This window comes from Pseudogulbenkiania subflava DSM 22618, assembly GCF_900177275.1.
Taxonomy (GTDB): Bacteria; Pseudomonadota; Gammaproteobacteria; order Burkholderiales; family Chromobacteriaceae; genus Pseudogulbenkiania; species Pseudogulbenkiania subflava.
Map to the genome: position 1 here is coordinate 14,291 of NZ_FXAG01000003.1, position 17,248 is coordinate 31,538.

16 protein-coding genes and 1 tRNA gene are annotated in these 17,248 nt (G+C 64.9%); 2 read left to right on the forward strand and 15 right to left on the reverse strand.

The window, feature by feature from the left end; all coding sequences use genetic code 11:
* The first annotated feature begins 187 nt into the window (after positions 1-187).
* Together B9N72_RS03265 and B9N72_RS03270 are read left to right on the forward strand one after the other, a co-directional pair.
* Positions 188-1,705 carry a phospholipase D-like domain-containing protein gene (locus B9N72_RS03265; protein WP_085275012.1) on the forward strand — a complete coding sequence of 506 codons (1,518 nt, stop codon included), beginning with the start codon at positions 188-190 and terminating at the stop codon, positions 1,703-1,705.
* A 333-nt stretch (positions 1,706-2,038) separates the two neighbouring features.
* A complete protein-coding gene (locus B9N72_RS03270; protein ID WP_085275013.1) occupies positions 2,039-4,303 on the forward strand; it encodes an arginine/lysine/ornithine decarboxylase in 2,265 nt (754 codons plus the stop codon).
* A 69-nt stretch (positions 4,304-4,372) separates the two neighbouring features.
* Here B9N72_RS03270 and B9N72_RS03275 read toward each other — a convergent pair whose 3' ends face one another.
* From B9N72_RS03275 to B9N72_RS03345, 15 genes are all read right to left on the reverse strand, one after another.
* Complete coding sequence (locus B9N72_RS03275) at positions 4,373-5,179, reverse strand: carboxymuconolactone decarboxylase family protein (RefSeq protein WP_085275014.1); 807 nt, start codon at positions 5,177-5,179, stop codon at positions 4,373-4,375.
* 4 nt (positions 5,180-5,183) lie between these two features.
* Positions 5,184-5,585 carry a MerR family transcriptional regulator gene (locus B9N72_RS03280; RefSeq protein WP_085275015.1) on the reverse strand — a complete coding sequence of 134 codons (402 nt, stop codon included), beginning with the start codon at positions 5,583-5,585 and terminating at the stop codon, positions 5,184-5,186.
* A 172-nt stretch (positions 5,586-5,757) separates the two neighbouring features.
* Complete coding sequence (locus B9N72_RS03285; protein ID WP_085275016.1) at positions 5,758-6,534, reverse strand: ferredoxin--NADP reductase; 777 nt, start codon at positions 6,532-6,534, stop codon at positions 5,758-5,760.
* A gap of 93 nt (positions 6,535-6,627) precedes the next feature.
* A complete protein-coding gene (locus tag B9N72_RS03290; RefSeq protein ID WP_085275017.1) occupies positions 6,628-7,113 on the reverse strand; it encodes an HAD family hydrolase in 486 nt (161 codons plus the stop codon).
* 143 nt (positions 7,114-7,256) lie between these two features.
* Complete coding sequence (locus B9N72_RS03295; protein ID WP_085275018.1) at positions 7,257-8,399, reverse strand: trans-sulfuration enzyme family protein; 1,143 nt, start codon at positions 8,397-8,399, stop codon at positions 7,257-7,259.
* A 129-nt stretch (positions 8,400-8,528) separates the two neighbouring features.
* On the reverse strand, positions 8,529-9,188 hold the full coding sequence (locus B9N72_RS03300) for an amino acid ABC transporter permease (RefSeq protein WP_085275019.1): 660 nt from the start codon (positions 9,186-9,188) through the stop codon (positions 8,529-8,531).
* A gap of 99 nt (positions 9,189-9,287) precedes the next feature.
* Entirely contained in the window at positions 9,288-10,067 is a 780-nt protein-coding gene (locus tag B9N72_RS03305) for a transporter substrate-binding domain-containing protein (protein ID WP_085275020.1), read from the reverse strand.
* Positions 10,068-10,212: 145 nt separating this feature from the next.
* The gene (gene ychF / locus B9N72_RS03310; RefSeq protein WP_085275021.1) at positions 10,213-11,304 is read right to left on the reverse strand and encodes a redox-regulated ATPase YchF; all 1,092 of its coding nucleotides are present in this window, start codon (positions 11,302-11,304) and stop codon (positions 10,213-10,215) included.
* Between the two features lie 61 nt (positions 11,305-11,365).
* Positions 11,366-11,950 (reverse strand): aminoacyl-tRNA hydrolase, encoded by a 585-nt coding sequence (gene pth / locus B9N72_RS03315; RefSeq protein ID WP_085275022.1) that lies wholly within the window; start codon positions 11,948-11,950, stop codon positions 11,366-11,368.
* A 76-nt stretch (positions 11,951-12,026) separates the two neighbouring features.
* Positions 12,027-12,605 carry a 50S ribosomal protein L25/general stress protein Ctc gene (locus B9N72_RS03320; protein WP_085275023.1) on the reverse strand — a complete coding sequence of 193 codons (579 nt, stop codon included), beginning with the start codon at positions 12,603-12,605 and terminating at the stop codon, positions 12,027-12,029.
* Between the two features lie 58 nt (positions 12,606-12,663).
* Positions 12,664-13,647: a ribose-phosphate pyrophosphokinase gene (locus B9N72_RS03325; RefSeq protein ID WP_085275024.1), complete on the reverse strand. Its 984-nt coding sequence runs from the start codon at positions 13,645-13,647 to the stop codon at positions 12,664-12,666.
* An 88-nt stretch (positions 13,648-13,735) separates the two neighbouring features.
* Positions 13,736-13,810, reverse strand: a tRNA-Gln gene (locus B9N72_RS03330).
* A gap of 9 nt (positions 13,811-13,819) precedes the next feature.
* Positions 13,820-14,662 carry a 4-(cytidine 5'-diphospho)-2-C-methyl-D-erythritol kinase gene (gene ispE / locus B9N72_RS03335; protein WP_085275025.1) on the reverse strand — a complete coding sequence of 281 codons (843 nt, stop codon included), beginning with the start codon at positions 14,660-14,662 and terminating at the stop codon, positions 13,820-13,822.
* Between the two features lie 210 nt (positions 14,663-14,872).
* The gene (gene lolB / locus B9N72_RS03340) at positions 14,873-15,418 is read right to left on the reverse strand and encodes a lipoprotein insertase outer membrane protein LolB (RefSeq protein WP_085275026.1); all 546 of its coding nucleotides are present in this window, start codon (positions 15,416-15,418) and stop codon (positions 14,873-14,875) included.
* Entirely contained in the window at positions 15,415-17,202 is a 1,788-nt protein-coding gene (locus tag B9N72_RS03345) for a tetratricopeptide repeat protein (RefSeq protein WP_085275027.1), read from the reverse strand. Before B9N72_RS03345 ends, lolB begins: the two co-directional genes overlap by 4 nt.
* Positions 17,203-17,248 lie beyond the last annotated feature (46 nt).

Sequence of the window (17,248 nt, forward strand, 5' to 3'; positions counted from 1 at the left end):
AATCAAAGTGTTACGATATTTTTTTTGACAAAAAAATTGGAAAATCCGGATTTTTTCAAAGAATTATTTTTCATCTTTGTGACACGGATTTTCATATAAACGACACAAAAAGCACCATTTTGGTGCCATGCGTGGTGCAAGTGCATCACCTTGGTTCATACAATGTCTGACAATATACAATCTGGCCATGCCCAGCCCTAAACCCTCCGCCGCCGCCCTGGATTTCGTCCGGCAGTTGGCCGATCAGGCATTCGCCCGATCGGCGGGCGCGCCGCTGATCAATGGCAACACTATTGACCTGCTTTTCGACAGCCGCGAGAACTTCCCGGCCTGGGAGGCGGCACTGTCGGGAGCCTGCGATTCGATCCTGATCGAGATGTACATTTTCGCCGACGACGCCTTCGGCCAACGCGTCAGGGACATCCTGCTCGAGCAAGCCACCAAAGGGGTCCAGGTGCGCCTGCTGGTCGACTGGCTGGGCAGCTGGAAGGCCCACATGCGCGGCTTTTTCAAGCCCTTGCAAGCGGCTGGAGCCGAGGTGCGGCTCTACAACCGCCCCAGCCTGTCGGGCAGCAGCCCACTTGGACGGAACCATCGCAAGCTGATCATTGTGGATGGAGCGGTGGCCTTCATTTCCGGGCTCGGCATCAGCTCACGCTGGGAGGGCAAACCGGCCAAGGGGGAGGAACCCTGGCGCGATACTGGTGCACGGCTCTGCGGGCCGGTGCTGCAGGATGCCATCGACGCCTTCGCCGACAGCTGGGCCAGTTGCGGCGAGGCGCTGGACGAATCGCTGCGCCAGGCGAGCCGCAGCATGATCGGCGGCAGCGTGGCGGCGCGGCTGATCGCCACCACCCCGGCCACCGCCAACCTGATGCGGCTGGACCTCTTGATCGCCAGCTTCGCACGCCGCTCGCTGTGGCTGACCGATGCCTATTTCATGGGCACCAGCACCTACCTGACGGCATTGCAGAACGCGGCCAAGGATGGCGTCGATGTGCGGCTGCTGGTGCCGCGCTCGAGCGATATCGGCTGGATCGCGACGGTCTCGCGCACGCTGTACCGGCCGCTCTTGGAGGCCGGGGTGCGGGTGTTCGAGTGGGACGGACCGATGATCCACGCCAAGACAGCGGTGGCGGACGGACGCTGGGCGCGCCTGGGCTCGTCCAACTTGAACCTGTCGAGCTGGCTTGCCAACCGCGAAATCGACGTGGCCGTGGAGGATGAAGACATCGCCGGCAAGCTCGCCGACAAATTTCTCGACGACCTGGAGCACGCCACCGAGGTGCGGCTGTCGGCTCACCGCCACCGCCCGGTACTGAGCCGCCCACGCCAGCGCGACTACCAAAGCCTGCTGTTGCCCAAACCTGGTGCAGCCGCATTGGGCGCCTCGGCGGCGGCGCGCCAGGCGGCGCGCATCGGCGATGCGCTGGGGGCGGCGGTACGCGGCACGCGCACGGTCGAGGCCAGCGAAGCCAGCTCCTTCCTGACCATCGGCGCGGCGCTGCTGCTGCTGGCCCTGGTCAGCGCCCTGTTCCCCTACCTGATCGCCGGCCCGCTGGCGCTCTTGCTGATGCTCTCGGGCGGGGCGGTGGTGCTGAAGGCGCTGGGACTGTACAGGGCACGGTGGAAAAAAAAGCGACAATCGCCGGGCACCTTGGAGCCTCATCCGGAGTCTGACGATAAACCGCCCCCGGGGGGCTGAAATGCCCGTTGCACGGCCGATTCCGGGCCCCGTGCCGGCCCGGCGCAGAGGGTCTTGGCCAGCCTGATCCGGCGTAGCGGCGAAGCGCGCAAAACCGCGCTTTCCGTAGTGCAACATTGTTCACGATTATCCGCTACACTACGCGCTTTTCTTTCGGGTTGACCTAAGCCGGCTGGCGAAACGATTGCCAAAGGGCGGGTTTAGCGTCGTGCGTCCTCAGTGACAAACCGACGGTGAACGCCCCCCTACCAATCCCATGCGTACCGCGGTGCTAAGCGCCCTTTTCCCAGCGTGCCGGTGACGTTCCGGTACGCCGTGTATGAGGACACAGGCATGCGTTTCCACTTCCCCATCGTCATCATCGACGAAGACTTCCGTTCCGAAAACACCAGCGGCTCCGGCATCCGCGAGCTGGCCGCTGCGATGGAGAAGGAAGGCATGGAAGTCGTGGGTTATACCAGCTACGGCGATCTGACGTCGTTTGCCCAGCAACAGAGCCGCGCCGCCGGTTTCATCCTGTCGATCGATGACGAGGAGTTCGGCTCCGGTACGCCGGAAGAAGCGCTCGACGCGTTGGCCCACCTGCGCAACTTCGTGGCCGAGATCCGCCGCCGCAACCCGGACATCCCGCTCTACCTGTACGGCGAGACGCGCACCGCGCGCCACATCCCGAACGACATCCTGCGCGAGCTGCATGGTTTCATCCACATGCACGAGGACACCCCGGAGTTCGTGGCGCGTCACATCATCCGCGAAGCCAAATCGTATCTGGACACGCTGGCGCCGCCGTTCTTCCGCGCCCTGGTGCATTACGCCCACGACGGTTCCTACTCCTGGCACTGCCCGGGCCACTCCGGCGGCGTGGCGTTCCTGAAGAGCCCGGTGGGCCAGATGTTCCACCAGTTCTTCGGCGAGAACATGCTGCGCGCCGACGTGTGCAACGCGGTGGACGAACTGGGCCAGCTGCTGGACCACACCGGCCCGGTCGCCGCGTCGGAGCGCAATGCGGCGCGCATCTTCAGCGCCGACCACCTGTTCTTTGTCACCAACGGCACCTCGACCTCGAACAAGATCGTCTGGCACAGCACCGTGGCGGCGGGCGACATCGTGCTGGTGGACCGCAACTGTCACAAGTCGAACCTGCACGCCATCATGATGACCGGGGCGATCCCGGTGTTCCTGATGCCGACGCGCAACCACTACGGCATCATCGGCCCGATTCCGAAATCCGAATTCCAGCTCGACAACATCAAGAAGAAGATCCTGGCCAACCCGTTCGCGCGCGAGGCGCTGGAAAAGAACCCGAACGCCAAGCCGCGCATCCTGACCATCACCCAGTCCACCTACGACGGCATCCTGTACAACGTCGAGGAGATCAAGAGCATGCTGGACGGCGAGGTCGACACCCTGCACTTCGATGAAGCCTGGCTGCCGCATGCGAGCTTCCACGATTTCTACGGCGACTTCCACGCCATCGGCGAGGGCCGTCCGCGCTGCAAGGACTCGATGATCTTCTCCACCCAGTCCACCCACAAGCTGTTGGCCGGCATTTCGCAGGCCTCGCAGATCCTGGTGCAGGACCCGCAGAACCGCCAGCTCGACACCGCCTGGTTCAACGAGGCCTACCTGATGCACACCTCGACCAGCCCGCAGTACGCGATCATCGCCAGCTGCGACGTGGCGGCGGCGATGATGGAACAGCCGGGCGGCCAGGCGCTGGTGGAGGAGTCGCTGGTCGAAGCGCTGGACTTCCGCCGCGCCATGCGCAAGGTGGACGAGGAGTACGGCCACGATTGGTGGTTCAAGGTATGGGGCCCGAACGAGCTGTCCGACGACGGCATCTGCGACCCGGCCGACTGGGAACTGGAGCCGGACGAGCGCTGGCACGGCTTTGCCGGCATCGAGGAAGGCTTCAACCTGCTCGACCCGATCAAGGCGACCATCCTGACACCGGGCCTGGACGTGGACGGCAGCTTCGAAGAGATGGGCATCCCGGCCGCCATCGTCACCAAGTACCTGACCGAGCACGGCGTGGTGGTGGAGAAGACCGGCCTGTACAGCTTCTTCATCATGTTCACCATCGGCATCACCAAGGGCCGCTGGAACACGCTGATCTCGCTGTTGCAGCAGTTCAAGGACGATTTCGACAAGAACCAGCCGATGTGGCGCATCATGCCGGAGTTCATCGCCAAGCACCCGCAGTACGAGCGCGTCGGCCTGCGCGACCTGTGCCAGCGCATTCACCAGCTGTACAGCAAGCACGACATCGCCCGCCTGACCACCGAGATCTATCTGTCCGAGATGGAGCCGGCGATGCGTCCGGCCGACGCCTTCGCCAAGATGGCGCACCGCGAGATCGAGCGCGTGCCGGTGGAGGAACTGGAAGGCCGCGTCACCTCGGTGCTGCTGACACCGTACCCGCCGGGCATCCCGCTGCTGATCCCGGGCGAGCGCTTCAACAAGACCATCGTCGACTACCTGCGCTTCGCCCAGGAGTTCAACGGCGAGCTGCCGGGCTTCGAGACCGACGTGCACGGCCTGGTGGCGATGGAAAAGAACGGCAAGAAGGTGTACTGCGTGGATTGTGTGAAGCAGTAAGCCGCGTACTCCCGGAAAACCAACGGCCTCCCCTGCGGGAGGCCGTTTTGTTTTCTTCACAGCACGACGTTATACCAAGACAACCTGTACCGCCTCGGCAATCGCCCAGCTATCCTCAAAGATTTCATAACGTCGGATCAGTCCATCAGCGACGTCGAAACGCATGACGAAACTGCCGTCGTATTCGCTGCCTGTACGATAACGATAGGCAAAGCGGCCTCGCACCAGCACTTCGTTTTCGGCATCGAACCAGCGCAGCGGTTCAAAGCACAACGGTTCCGCCTGGGTTGCAATCAGGGCGAGCACCTCTCGCACCGCGGCGCGCCCTCTTCTCTGCCCGGCCCAGGGCACCCTGGCCGGATCGCCCGGGATGTGCCATTCCACCTCCTCGGCCAGCAGTTCCTCGCGCAGCACGCCCTGCTGCAGCCCTTGCAGAAAGCCCCGCACCACGGCCATTGGGGCGAGCGGAATGGTGGCCTGGACATGCTCACGAAACGCCTCGCGTGCGGTGAACAGCGCGTTGAGCGCCGCCGGGAAGCCGGCATAGAGACACATTTGTTGCAGGGTTTCGAGAATCTCCTCGCGGGTAAGGCCGACGTTCAAGGCAGCGTGCAGGTGCACCTTGAGCTGCGGCTGGGCGTGGCCGATGGCCGCGAGTGCGGCGATTGTCGCCAGTTCGCGCTGGCGCAGGCTGAGGCCAGGGCGGTTGTAGACCTCGCCGAAACCGAACTCGATGATCTGGCGGGCAAAATCGGGGGCGATATCTTGCAGGGCAGCCACCACCGCCTCGCCGGCGGTATCGTCGACCTCGCGCAGGCGCTGCCAGCCACGTTGAAATACTTCGTCATGTCGAGATGCTTGATCGTGCAGGTTCATGCGCTCATTCCTTGTCGAGTTGGTAGGACAACGGCAACGAGGCTTCCCATCCGCGGTAAATGTCGATCTTGCCCTGCAGCAGTTGGAGAGTGGACTGCAATACGGCGATCTCCTCGGCCACCTTGTCGGCATGCGCGGCCAGCAGTTTGCGGCGTAGCGCCAGGCTCTCGGCCGTGTTGCCGACGCGGCGCTGCTCGGCATACGCCAGCATGTCGCGCAGCGGCATGCCGGTCGCCCGCAGGCGCAGCAGGAATTCGAGCCAGCGCAAGTCCTGCTCGCGGTAGCGGCGTTGTCCACCAGGACCGCGTGGCACAGGATCGAGCAGGCCGATCTTTTCGTAGTAGCGCAGGGTGTGTTCGGTCAGGCCGGTCTGGGCGGCGACCGCGCCTATGGTCAGCATCGTCATGGCTCGGGATCATAAAAGTTGGAGTGCACTCCAACGCAAGCGGGAAATGGTAGAAACAGAAGCGCGAGTAAAGTGCGGCCTGTCGCCGCGAACCGCACCTGAACGACTCTAGCGAAAGCAACGCTCGGCAGTTGGGCTGCCGAGGAGAATCGAAGCAGCAGGAAAACCCCCGTTACCAGCCGTTCTCCAGCGCCAGCTGGGCCGGGGCCGACAGCCGGCTCAAGGCATAGCCCATGCTCTTGAGCCGGCGATGGGTGTCTTCCACCATCTGCGGGCTGCCGCAGATCATGATGCGCGAGCGCTCGGGCGACAGCGTCACGCCGGCGGCGCGCTCCAGGCTGCCGTCGGCCAGCATGGCCGGGATGCGTTGCGACAGGGTGCCGGGGAGCGTTTCGCGCGTCACCACCGGCAGGTACTGCAGCTTGTGACCGTGTTCGGCCCACAGCGGGTGCTGCCGCAGCGCCGCGATCTCGGCCTGGTAGCTCAGCTCCGCCGCCTCGCGCACGCTGTGCACCAGCACGATGTGACGGAAGCGCTGCCAGACCGCGGTCTCGTGCAGAATGGAGAGGTAGGGCCCGAGCGCGGTGCCGGTGGCGAGCAGCCACAGGTCTTTGCCGTCGGGGAAGCGATCGGTGGTGAAGAAGCCATTCGGGGTCTTGTCGACCAGGATCTGGTCGCCGACCTCGAGCCGTGCCAAGCGCGGCGTGAACTCCCCTTCTGGCACCACGATGGAATAGAACTCGAGGTAGTCGTCCCAGCTCGCCGAGACGATGGAATAGGCGCGCCAGACGAAACCGGTCTCGGAGATCTGCAGGCCGAGCCGGGCAAACTGGCCGGGGGTGAAGCGGAAGGCGGGATCGCGGCTGAGACGGAAGCTGATCAAGCGGTCGGTCCAGTGGTGTTTCCACAGGATGCGCTCGGCGGTGTACTTCGCGGCGGGAGCTGGCATGGCGGTTCTCCGTAATGTCCGACTATTTTACTCGGATATTACCGCAAGCCACATCCTTATGCCAGCGAGGTTAGCCGAAGGGAGGGGTGGAGCTTAGTCGGCCAGCAGCTCAAGCAGTTGCGGCAGCGCCGCGATCGCCTGCACGCCGGGCGGTGGCGCAACGCCGGCGGCATTGAGCCAGATGGCGCCAAGCCCGGCGGCCTGGGCCGAGTGCACGTCGTTGGCGAGCGAGTCGCCGATCATCCACAGCTCGTGCGGCGCCACCCCCAGCTCGGCCGCGATGCGGCGATAGAACGCCGGGTCGGACTTGGTCAGGCCCAGCTCGCGGCGGCAGAACACCCGCCCGATCAGGTCGTCCAGACCGACCCGTGCCAGCGCGAGGCGCACTTCGTCGGCGCTCGACTCGGCCGCATTGGTGGCGACGTGGCACGGCAAGCGGCCGGCCAGCGTCGCCAGCGTATCGTACGCGCCGGGCATGGCGCGCACCTCGGGCCAGCGCCACATGCTGCCCGCCTGTCCGGGCAGGTCGGCCATCAGCGTATCGCCCCAGTCGAACAGCAGATGGAGGGGACGCTTCATCGCCCACCCCGCTCGCACGCAGATTGGCCGAAGAGCCCGGCACGGGCGCAGCCGGGCCGGTTGCTGCCGCGCGTCCGTTCCCCGGGTGAGGCGCGTCTCCTCTGCGCAGGAGGGCGGTGCGGCACGGATCGATGTCTCCGCTCTCAGGCCAGGGCCTGGGCCAGGTCGGCCAGCAGGTCGTCGATGTCTTCGATGCCGACCGAGAAACGCAGCTGGCCTTCGCGGATGCCCAAGGCGGCCTTCTGTTCCGGCGGCATGCCGCCATGCGACATGGTGTAGGAATGATTGACCAGCGACTCCACCCCGCCCAACGATTCGGCCAGCAGGAAGTACTGCAGGCGCTCGGCCACGCGGCTCGCCGCGGCACGGCTGTCGTCCTTGAGGTAGACCGTGACCACGCCGCCGAAACGTCGCATCTGGCGCCGCGCCAGCTCGTGTTGCGGGTGATCGGCGAGGCCGGGGTAGAACACCTTCTCGATGGCCGGGTGCGTGGCCAGGAAGGCGGCCACGCGCTCGGCGTTGTCGCAGTGGCGCTCCATACGCAGGTGCAGCGTCTTGATGCCGCGCAGCGCCAGGAAGCAGTCCTGCGGACCCGGCACGCCGCCGGTGGCGTTCTGGATGAACTTGATCGACTTGGCCAGTTCGGCGTCCTTCACCGCCACCAGCCCGAGCAGCACATCGGAGTGGCCGCCCAGATACTTGGTGGCGGAGTGCATCACGATGTCGGCGCCCAGATCGAGCGGGTTCTGCAGGTAAGGCGTGGCGAAGGTGTTGTCGACCGCCACCTTGACGCCGTGCCGGTGAGCGCTGGCGGCCAGCGCGGCGATGTCGACCAAGTTGAGCAGCGGGTTGGTCGGCGACTCCAGCCACAGCAGCCGGGTAGCCGGGGTGAGCGCGGCGGTCAGGCTGGCCGGGTCGGTCAGGTCGGCAAAACGCACCGTGATGCCGGCCGGCGCCATGACCTTGGTGAGCAGGCGGTAGGCGCCGCCGTACAGGTCGGCCACCGCCAGCACCTCGTCGCCCGGCTGCAAGGTAGCACGCAGCACAGCGTCGATGGCGGCCATGCCGCTGCCGAAGGCGAAACCGTGCGTGGCGTTTTCCAGCGCCGCAAAGCAGGCTTCCAGCGCCGCGCGCGTCGGCGTGCCGGTGCGCGCGTAGCCGAACTCCAGCGCCTCGCCGACATGGTCGTGAGCGAAGGCCGAGGTCTGGTACACCGGCGGCATCAGCGCGCGGTTGTGCTGGTGGTGGTCGTAGCCGCTGTGGATGGTCTTGGTGGCGAATTTCATGGAGAGCCTGCGCGTATCGCGTCCCGGGATTCTAGAGATGGCCGAGAACTTACCGCCGTACGCCGGCGCGCTTCGCCGGCGACGGCGGGGCAGCCCCGGCGTCGGTATTTTCAGATCGGCAAACCGCCGTCAACGGCGGTAAGCCTGGGCCAGGCGCAGCTCCAGGCGCTTCTGCACCTGTTCGAACAGCGCGCTCATCGCCCAGTAGATGGCCGCCGCCATCAGGTACAGCGGCAAGGGCTGGAAGGTCTGCGCGATCACGTCCTTGGTCGCCATCATCAGCTCGGACACGGTGATCACCGAGACCAGCGAGGTGTCCTTGATCAGCGAGATCAGGCTGTTGGCAAGGCTCGGCACCGCCAGCCGCAGCGCCTGGGGGGCCACCACGAAACGCATGGCCTGCCACCAGTTCAGCCCCAGCGACTGCGCCGCGTCCCACTGTCCGCGCTCGACCCCTGCAATCGCGCCGCGCAGGCTTTCCGACAGGTAGGCCGCCACGTTCAGCGTCAGCGACAGCACCCCGGCGGTGACCGGCTCGAACTCGATGCCGACCGACGGCAGGCCGTAATAGATGACGAAGATCTGCACCAACAGCGGCGTGCCGCGCATCACGCTCACGTAGAGCGCCAACAGCGGCGCCAACAGCGGCACGCGGGCGATGCGAACCAGCGCCACGACAAAGCCCAGCAGCAGGCCCAGCACCATGGTGCTGAGCGCAAAAAACACGGTGTACCCCGTCCCCTTGATCAGTACCGGCAGCGCCTGCCGCGCCAGTTCAAGCCATTCCATCGCTCATCCTCAAAAACAGCGACGCCCCCGCAAGCCGCGGGGGCGTCCAGTGCGACCATCGACGGCCGGAGCGTCACCAGCCCGGCGTCACGCCGCGGCTCAGCGCGCGCCCGGAGCCTTCGACACGTCGATCCCGAACCACTTCACCGAGATTTTCTTGAAGGTGCCGTCCTTGTGCAAGGACGTCAGCGCGCCGTCGATGGCGGCCTTGAATTTCGGGTTGCCCTTGGCGAACGGGATGCCCATCTGCGTGGTCGTGCCCACCGCGGCGCCGGCCTTCAGCGGCAGCTTGGCTTCCTTGATGGCGAACGGGATCAGCAGGCTGTCGTTGATCGCGGCGTCGATACGGCCGGAGGCCAAATCCTGGAAGATTTCCGCGGCCGACGGGTAGAACTTGGACTCGATGCCGCCCTGCGCCTTGACCATATCGGCGTAGTTGCTGCCCTGGGTCACGCCCATCTTCAGGCCCTTCAGGTCGTCCAGCGACTTGAACGTCCGCTTCTCGTTCTTGCGCACGATCAGCTGGGCGCTGGAGATGGTGTACGGCTGCGAGAAGTCGAACACTTCCTTGCGCTTGTCGGTGATCGACACCTGGTTCATCACCACGTCGAACTTGCCGCCCTGCAGACCGGCCAGGAGGCCGCTCCACTCACCGGTGGTGAATTCCGGCTTCACCTTGAGTTTCTGCGCCAGCGCGGTGCCGAGGTCGACCTCGAAGCCGGCCAGCTTCTGGTCCTTGTCCTTGAAGTTGAACGGCGGGTAGGTGCCTTCCAGCGCGATCTTGAGCGTGCCGCGCTGTTGTACGGTATCGAGCAGGTCGGCGGCGAAGGCGTGCGAGGTGGCGCCGATCAGGGCCAGCAGAGCGATCAGTTTCTTCATTTTAATATAACCTTTAGTTTCAAATTAAAGAAACAACATAACACATGGAACTATAACAACCCCCAACGGCATTGCCTAGCCCGCGCCAAGAAAAAAACCGCCACCCAGGGGGATGACGGTCTTCGGCGCATGGCGGGCAACCGCCTCAGACGTTGAACAGGAAGTTCATCACGTCGCCGTCCTTCACCACGTACTCCTTGCCCTCGGAGCGCATCTTGCCGGCTTCCTTGGCCTTGGCTTCGCCGCCGCAGGCGATGAAGTCGTCGTAGGAGATGGTCTGGGCGCGGATGAAGCCGCGTTCGAAGTCGGTGTGGATCACCCCGGCCGCTTGCGGCGCGGTGTCGCCGACGTGGATGGTCCAGGCGCGCACTTCCTTCACCCCGGCGGTGAAGTAGGTCTGCAGGCCGAGGAGCTTGTAGGCGGCGCGGATCAGGCGGTTCAGGCCCGGCTCCTCCAGCCCCATCTCGGCCAGGAATTCGGCCTTGTCGGCGTCGTCGAGCTCGACGATTTCCGATTCGATCGCCGCGCACAGCGCCACCACCGGAGCGCCCTCCTTGTCGGCCAGCGCCTTGAGCTTGTCGAGGTGCGGGTTGTTGTCGAAACCGTCCTCGGCCACGTTGGCGACGTACATCGCCGGCTTGATGGTCAGCAGGCAGAACGGCTTGAGCAGCGCAACCTCTTCCGCGTCGAGGCCCAGCGAACGCGCCGGCAAGCCTTGGTCCAGATGCGCACGCACTTTCTCCAACACGGCGATCAGGCGGATCGCGTCCTTGTCACCCGACTTGGCCTTCTTGCCGTCGCGCTGGATCGCCTTTTCCACCGTGGTCAGATCCGCCAGGGCCAGTTCGGTGCCGATGGTTTCGATATCGGCGATCGGGTCGACCTTGCCGGCGACGTGCACCACGTTGTCGTCGTCGAAGCAGCGCACCACGTTGACGATGGCGTCCGTCTCGCGGATGTTGGCGAGGAACTGGTTGCCGAGGCCTTCGCCCTTGGAGGCGCCCGCCACCAGGCCGGCGATGTCGACGAACTCGACGATGGCCGGCTGGATCTTCTGCGGGTTGATGATCTTGGCCAGCTCGGCCAGACGCGGGTCCGGTACCTCGACGATGCCGACGTTGGGCTCGATGGTGCAGAACGGATAGTTGGCCGCTTCGATGCCGGCCTTGGTCAGCGCATTGAAGAGGGTCGACTTGCCGACGTTGGGCAGGCCGACGATGCCGCACTGGAGACTCATGACTGCGTTCCTCTCGAAAATCTTTGCAAAGGTTGGCCGAAGCAGGCTTGCGGCCGGAAAATTACTTGGCGGCGGTATGCAGGGTTTTCATCGCGCCCGGCATGTCGCCGGCGATGGCCTGCGGCAATACCCGGAGCGCCGCCGCCATGGCGTCCTCGATGGCGCCCTGTTCTTCGCTGCGCGGCTTCTTCAGCACGAAGCCGACCACCTCGCTGCGCTCGCCGGGGTGGCCGATGCCCAGCCGCAGACGCCAGAAGTTCGGCGAGCCAAGGCGGGCGATGATGTCCTTCAGGCCGTTGTGGCCGCCGTGCCCGCCACCCTGCTTGAAACGGGCGGTGCCGGGCTCGAGGTCGAGCTCGTCGTGCACTACCAGGATTTCCTCCGGGGCGATCTTGTAGAAGCGCGCCAGCGCCGCCACCGCCTGGCCGGACAGGTTCATGAAGGTCATCGGCTTCAACAGCCACAGGTCGCTGCCGCCCGGCTGCGGCGCGCGCGCCACTTCGCCGAAGAACTTGCCTTCGCCTCTCAGCGCCGCCTTGTGCTGCCAGGCCAGTTCGTCGACCAGCCAGAAACCGGCATTATGACGGGTTTTCTCGTACTCCGGGCCAGGGTTGCCCAGCCCGACGATCAATCGAATCCCGGACATGATTGCATTCCAATAAAAAAGCCCGTTGCGAGGCCGTCAGGCAACGCAACGAGCTTGATCGTGCACGACCGCGGAATTACTCGGCGGCAGCGGCACCGCTGGCGGAGGCCACAGCCTGGTCGCCACCGCGAGTCAGGGCGGTGATTTCCACGCCTTCCGGCAGCTTCAGGTCGGACAGGTGAATGGTCTGGCCAGCCTGGATGGCGGACAGGTCCACTTCGATGAAGGACGGCAGTTGGGCCGGCAGAGCGCGCACGTCGACTTCGGTCAGCACGTGCGAGATCTTGGCGCCTTGCAGCTTGACGGCTTCGGACGCATCGGCACCGACGAAGTGCAGCGGCACCTTGACGTGCATCTTCTCGTTCAGATCGACGCGCTGGAAGTCCATGTGCAGCACCAGCTGCTTGTACGGGTGCATCTGGTAGTCACGCAGCAGCACGGCCTGCTTCTCGCCGTCGATCACCAGGTTCAGGATGCCGGTGTGGAAGCCTTCTTCCTTCAGCGCGTAGTAAACCGGGTTGTGTTCCAGCACCACGGAAACCGCTTCGGTGTTGGCGCCGTATACCACGGCCGGCAGTTTGCCGGCGTGACGCAGGCGGCGGCTCGCACCCGTACCCAGCTGTTCACGCTTGGCAGCAATCAGTTCGTAAGACATGAGTAAAACTCCAGTTCAAGTGAATGGCACCGTGTGGCCGCGACCAGCCACACGATGTTTACGGCAGGCAGGCGCCCGTCGAAACCAGGTCCTCGTTGAAGAGGTAGGACACCGACTCTTCGTTGTTGATGCGGCGCAGCGTCTCGGCCAAGAGGCCGCCGATGGAGGCCACGCGGATGTTCTGGCAGGCCTTGGCTTGCGCCGACAACGGGATGGTGTCAGTCACCACCACCATGTCGATGTCGGAATTGGCAATGCGATCGATGGCCTGGCCCGAGAAGATGGCGTGGGTGGCGTAGGCCAGCACGCGCTCGGCACCGCGCTCTTTCAGCGCGGAAGCGGCCTTGCACAGGGTATTGGCGGTATCGATCATGTCGTCGACGATCAGGCAGGTACGGCCCTGGACGTCGCCGATGATGTTCATGACTTCGGCCACGTTGGCCTTGGGACGACGCTTGTCGATAATGGCGAGGTCGGTATTCAGCGCTTTGGCCATGGCGCGCGCGCGCACCACGCCGCCGACGTCCGGGCTCACCACGATCAGGTCTTCGATGCGCTGCGAGCGGACATCCTTCAGCAGCACCGGGGTGGCGTAGACGTTATCCACCGGAATGTCGAAGAAGCCCTGGATCTGGTCGGCGTGCAGGTCGACGGTCAGCACGCGGTCGATACCGGCCGACGTCAGCATGTTGGCGACCAGTTTGGCGGAGATCGGCACACGCGCGGAACGCGGGCGGCGATCCTGGCGGGCATAGCCGAAGTACGGGATGGCGGCGGTGATACGACCGGCGGAGGCGCGCTTGAGCGCATCGGCCATGGTCAGGATTTCCATCAGATTGTCGTTGGTCGGGTTGCAGGTGGACTGCAGGATGAACACGTCGCGACCGCGCACGTTTTCCAGCAGCTCTACAGCCACTTCACCGTCGCTGAACTTGCCCACGTCGGCACGGCCGAGCGAGATGTCCAGATGCTTGACCACGTTCTGGGCGAGTTCCGGGTTAGCGGTCCCGGTGAAAACCATCAAACTGTCGTATGCCGCCATAACTCGTTATGCCTTAGCTGAATAAAGAAAAAGCGTGTAAGGGAAACTTACACGCTTTTATTCTCGTTCTCTATATTGTAGAGATTCTTGGCTGGGGAGGTAGGGATCGAACCTACGAATGCCGGAATCAAAATCCGGTGCCTTACCACTTGGCGACTCCCCAGTAACTGGGCTAGATGCTGCCGAACAACGGGTGGACCGAAAGGCCTCTTGCGACAAATCCGTTGTACTTCTGCGACAGCGTCTTATAAACTTTATCGGCTTCGTTTTCCGAATCGCACTCCAGAAAAACACAACTTCCGGAGCCTGTCATCAGCGGCGAACCGTATTTCTCAAGCTCGCTTAACGCTTCGTTTACCGCTGGGTACTTACTCGTCACAACCCGCTGCAAGTCGTTTCGTCGTTGCTGCGTTGTTTCGAGGATTCGCATTATGCTGATACCGGAATCCCTTGTCAACAGTTCTGACGAAAAAATTTCAGCAGTCGGTACATGCACCCCCGGATGCAGCACCACGTACCACTTTTCCGGCAGCTCCAGCTCGGTCAGTTCCTCGCCGATGCCGGTGGCAAAGGCGTTGCGGCCGAAGATGAAGACCGGCACATCGGCCCCCAGCTTCAGGCCCAGCTGCATCAGGGTTTCGCGCGGCACAGCGGTCTGCCACAGCGCGTTGAGCGCCAGCAGCACGGTGGCGGCGTCGGAACTGCCGCCGCCCAGACCGCCGCCCATCGGGATGCGCTTGGTGAGGCGGATCGAGGCGCCCAGCGGGGTGCCGCTGTGCTGTTGCAGCAGGCGTGCCGCGCGCACCGTCAGGTCGCGCTCGGCCGGCACGCCGTCGATCGGGTTCAGCAGCTCGATCACGCCGTCGTCGCGCACCGCCAGTTCGACGGTGTCGCTGTAGTCGATGAAGCGGAACACGGTTTCCAGCAGGTGGTAGCCGTCGGCACGGCGCCCCACCACCTTGAGCATCAGATTGAGTTTGGCCGGAGCCGGATAGGCATGGAAGACGGCGGTCATGTCGGAAGAACTCGAAAACGGAATGTGGAGAAAACTCAGAACCGGTTCAGGCTCTGTCGCGAACAGCTCAACGAAAGGAAAAGCGGCGCAGGAACGCAATGGCCATGGAGTGCATGGAAATCATGGCGGCGCGAATCTCCACCGGAGCCGCGCACGCGCAGAGCGACACATACGCCCCGGGGATCGCGCAGCAAGACCATGGACAGGTTCTCAGCGCCAGGCGTGCACGACCAGGCGGATCGACAGCCGGTCGCGCTCCATTTCGACCCGCTTCGGGTACGGGCCGGGCTGATCGGCGTCGCTGACGAAACGGATGGACCAGCCCTGCTGATGCAGCACACCGTCGGCGGAGACGTTCTGCGGCCAGTCCGGCGCCGCCTGGCCACGAATCCACCAAGCGAGGTTGGAGAGCGGCAGCGGCCAGCCCAGCGTCTTCTCGGTCAGGCTTTCCACGTCCGCCGCCTGGTAGGTCTTGCCGTCGGCCTGCAGCGTCACGCCGTTCGCGTCGCGCTCGACGCGCGCCACGGTGGAACCGATCGGGCTGTTGATCGACAGCTGGTCGCGTACGGCATCGTGATTCCAGTCGAAGTTGGCGACCTGCCCCTTGCCGTCGGCCTTGACTGACAGCCGGCCGGAGATCGAAAACGGGGTATCGCGCGGCAGGGTCGCCTCGGCTTGCGGCCGGAACGCGACGTCGCGCGTGGCGCAGCCGGTCAAGAGCAGGCCGCACAGGCCCAGTGCCAGCCAGCGGCTCATGGCTGCTCCAGGCGGTGCACGGTGTTCTTCAGCATTTCCAGGCTGGATTCGCTGCCGGTGGCCTTCTGCCACACCGCGCGCGCTTCGTCGCGACGGTTGAGCTGCCACAGCACCTCGCCGTAATGTGCCGCGATCTCGGCGTCTGGCGACACCGCGAAGGCACGTTCGAGGTGCTCGCGCGCCGGCTCGAGACGGCCCAGCTTGAACAACACCCAGCCCATGCTGTCGAGCACCATCGGGTTGTCCGGCTCGGCCTGCAGGGCTTTCTGGATCAGGCCCAAGGCTTCCTGATAGCGCGTGGTGCGGTTGGCCAGCGTGTAGCCGAGGGCGTTGAGTCCCTGCGGGTCGTCGGGTTTTTCCTTGAGATAGGCGCGCAGGTCGCTCTCGGCGCCGTCGACGTTGCCCATCAGATCGGCCACCAGGGCCCGTTCGTAGAGCAGCTCCGGGGTGCCCGGGGCTTCTTGCAGCGCCTGGCTCAAGAGGGCGTGCGCCAGGTCGTACCGCTTGGCCTCGCGGGCGATCTGCGACTGCGCCAGCACCACCTGGACGCGGCCGGCGCCGCCGATCTCGAGCTTCTGCAGCCGGGCGATGCCGGCATCGGCGTTGCCGGCGGCGGCGTCCAGCTCGGCCAGGCGCCCCTGCGCCGGCAGGTACTGCGCGCCCTGCCCCACCGCTTCGTACCAGCGCCGGGCGCTGGCGACGTTGTCCTGCTCTTCGGCCAACTGGCCGAGGGTGTAACGGATGAAGTCGCTTTCGGGGTGTTTTTCCGCCAGCGCCGCTTCCAGGTGCTGCTTGGCCACAGGCAGATCACGCTGCTGCAACGCCAGCAGGCCGGCGCCGTACAGCAACTCGGCGTTCTTGGGCTGGGTCCGGAGCAGTGCCTCGAAGGCGCGGCGCGCTTCGTCGAAACGCTTGGCGCCGACCAGCAGGCGCGGATAGGCCATCTTCAGCTCCAGCCCGGCTTCGGGGCGCCGGTCCAGTTCCTTGTTTAGGAAGGAGATTGCGGCGTTGAGATCGCTGCGGCGCAGCCGGTCGGTCTGCCATGCCACCGGCAGATCCCATTTGGGAGCGATGCGCGCCAGGCGGTCGAGTTCCTGCTCGACCACGGTGTCGTTGCCGACCTCCGCCGCCACCGCGAGCACCGCGAAGCGTGCTTCCGGCAGATCGGGGTAACGCTCCGCCAGTTGCTGGATCAGTTGGTAGGCGCCTTGCTTGTCGCCCTGCAGCGCGGTGAGCCGCGCCAACTGCACAAAGACGGCGCCGGCCCGCGCCGGCTCGCGCTTGAGCAGCTCTTCCACCAGGGGCCGGCTTTCGGCCAGCTTTCCTGAGCGCAGCAGGGTGATCAGCAGCTGTTCGCGCGCGGTGTCGGAGTCGGGGTCGAGCTCGACCCACAGTGTCAGCGCCTCGGAGGCGACCTTGAGCTGGCCGGAGAACAGCGCGAACTCGGCGGCACGCTGCGCCAGGCGCGGGTCGCGGGTCTGCCGTGCGAGGTCGAGATAGGTGACCGCCGACGCCCCCGCCGCGCCACGTTGGGCGGCGATCTCGCCGGCCAGCACGCCGAACAGGATGTGGCTGTCGAGTTCGACCTTGGGCAGCTTGGCGTCGGCCGCGGCGGCTTCAGCCTTGGCGGCTTCGACACCGTCACCGTCGTCGTCGGGCGCGTTGTCCGTCGCCTCTGCCTGGGGGATGGCCGGCGCCGCGGTGCGTTCAGGCGGACGAGTCACCGCGCAGGCGGACAGCAGCAGCACCAGGAGGAGGGGAAGGGTTCGGTTTAACGGTTTCATGTGCGTGGAATCTTGACCCGGCGAAAGCGTAGAATACCACGCTCAT

Coding starts and splice junctions, on each gene's coding strand:
- B9N72_RS03265 (WP_085275012.1), top strand. CDS start 188: ATGCCCAGCCCTAAACCCTCCGCCGCCGCCCTGGATTTCGTCCGGCAG.
- B9N72_RS03270 (WP_085275013.1), top strand. CDS start 2,039: ATGCGTTTCCACTTCCCCATCGTCATCATCGACGAAGACTTCCGTTCC.
- B9N72_RS03275 (WP_085275014.1), bottom strand. CDS start 5,179: ATGAACCTGCACGATCAAGCATCTCGACATGACGAAGTATTTCAACGT.
- B9N72_RS03280 (WP_085275015.1), bottom strand. CDS start 5,585: ATGACGATGCTGACCATAGGCGCGGTCGCCGCCCAGACCGGCCTGACC.
- B9N72_RS03285 (WP_085275016.1), bottom strand. CDS start 6,534: ATGCCAGCTCCCGCCGCGAAGTACACCGCCGAGCGCATCCTGTGGAAA.
- B9N72_RS03290 (WP_085275017.1), bottom strand. CDS start 7,113: ATGAAGCGTCCCCTCCATCTGCTGTTCGACTGGGGCGATACGCTGATG.
- B9N72_RS03295 (WP_085275018.1), bottom strand. CDS start 8,399: ATGAAATTCGCCACCAAGACCATCCACAGCGGCTACGACCACCACCAG.
- B9N72_RS03300 (WP_085275019.1), bottom strand. CDS start 9,188: ATGGAATGGCTTGAACTGGCGCGGCAGGCGCTGCCGGTACTGATCAAG.
- B9N72_RS03305 (WP_085275020.1), bottom strand. CDS start 10,067: ATGAAGAAACTGATCGCTCTGCTGGCCCTGATCGGCGCCACCTCGCAC.
- ychF (WP_085275021.1), bottom strand. CDS start 11,304: ATGAGTCTCCAGTGCGGCATCGTCGGCCTGCCCAACGTCGGCAAGTCG.
- pth (WP_085275022.1), bottom strand. CDS start 11,950: ATGTCCGGGATTCGATTGATCGTCGGGCTGGGCAACCCTGGCCCGGAG.
- B9N72_RS03320 (WP_085275023.1), bottom strand. CDS start 12,605: ATGTCTTACGAACTGATTGCTGCCAAGCGTGAACAGCTGGGTACGGGT.
- B9N72_RS03325 (WP_085275024.1), bottom strand. CDS start 13,647: ATGGCGGCATACGACAGTTTGATGGTTTTCACCGGGACCGCTAACCCG.
- ispE (WP_085275025.1), bottom strand. CDS start 14,662: ATGACCGCCGTCTTCCATGCCTATCCGGCTCCGGCCAAACTCAATCTG.
- lolB (WP_085275026.1), bottom strand. CDS start 15,418: ATGAGCCGCTGGCTGGCACTGGGCCTGTGCGGCCTGCTCTTGACCGGC.
- B9N72_RS03345 (WP_085275027.1), bottom strand. CDS start 17,202: ATGAAACCGTTAAACCGAACCCTTCCCCTCCTCCTGGTGCTGCTGCTG.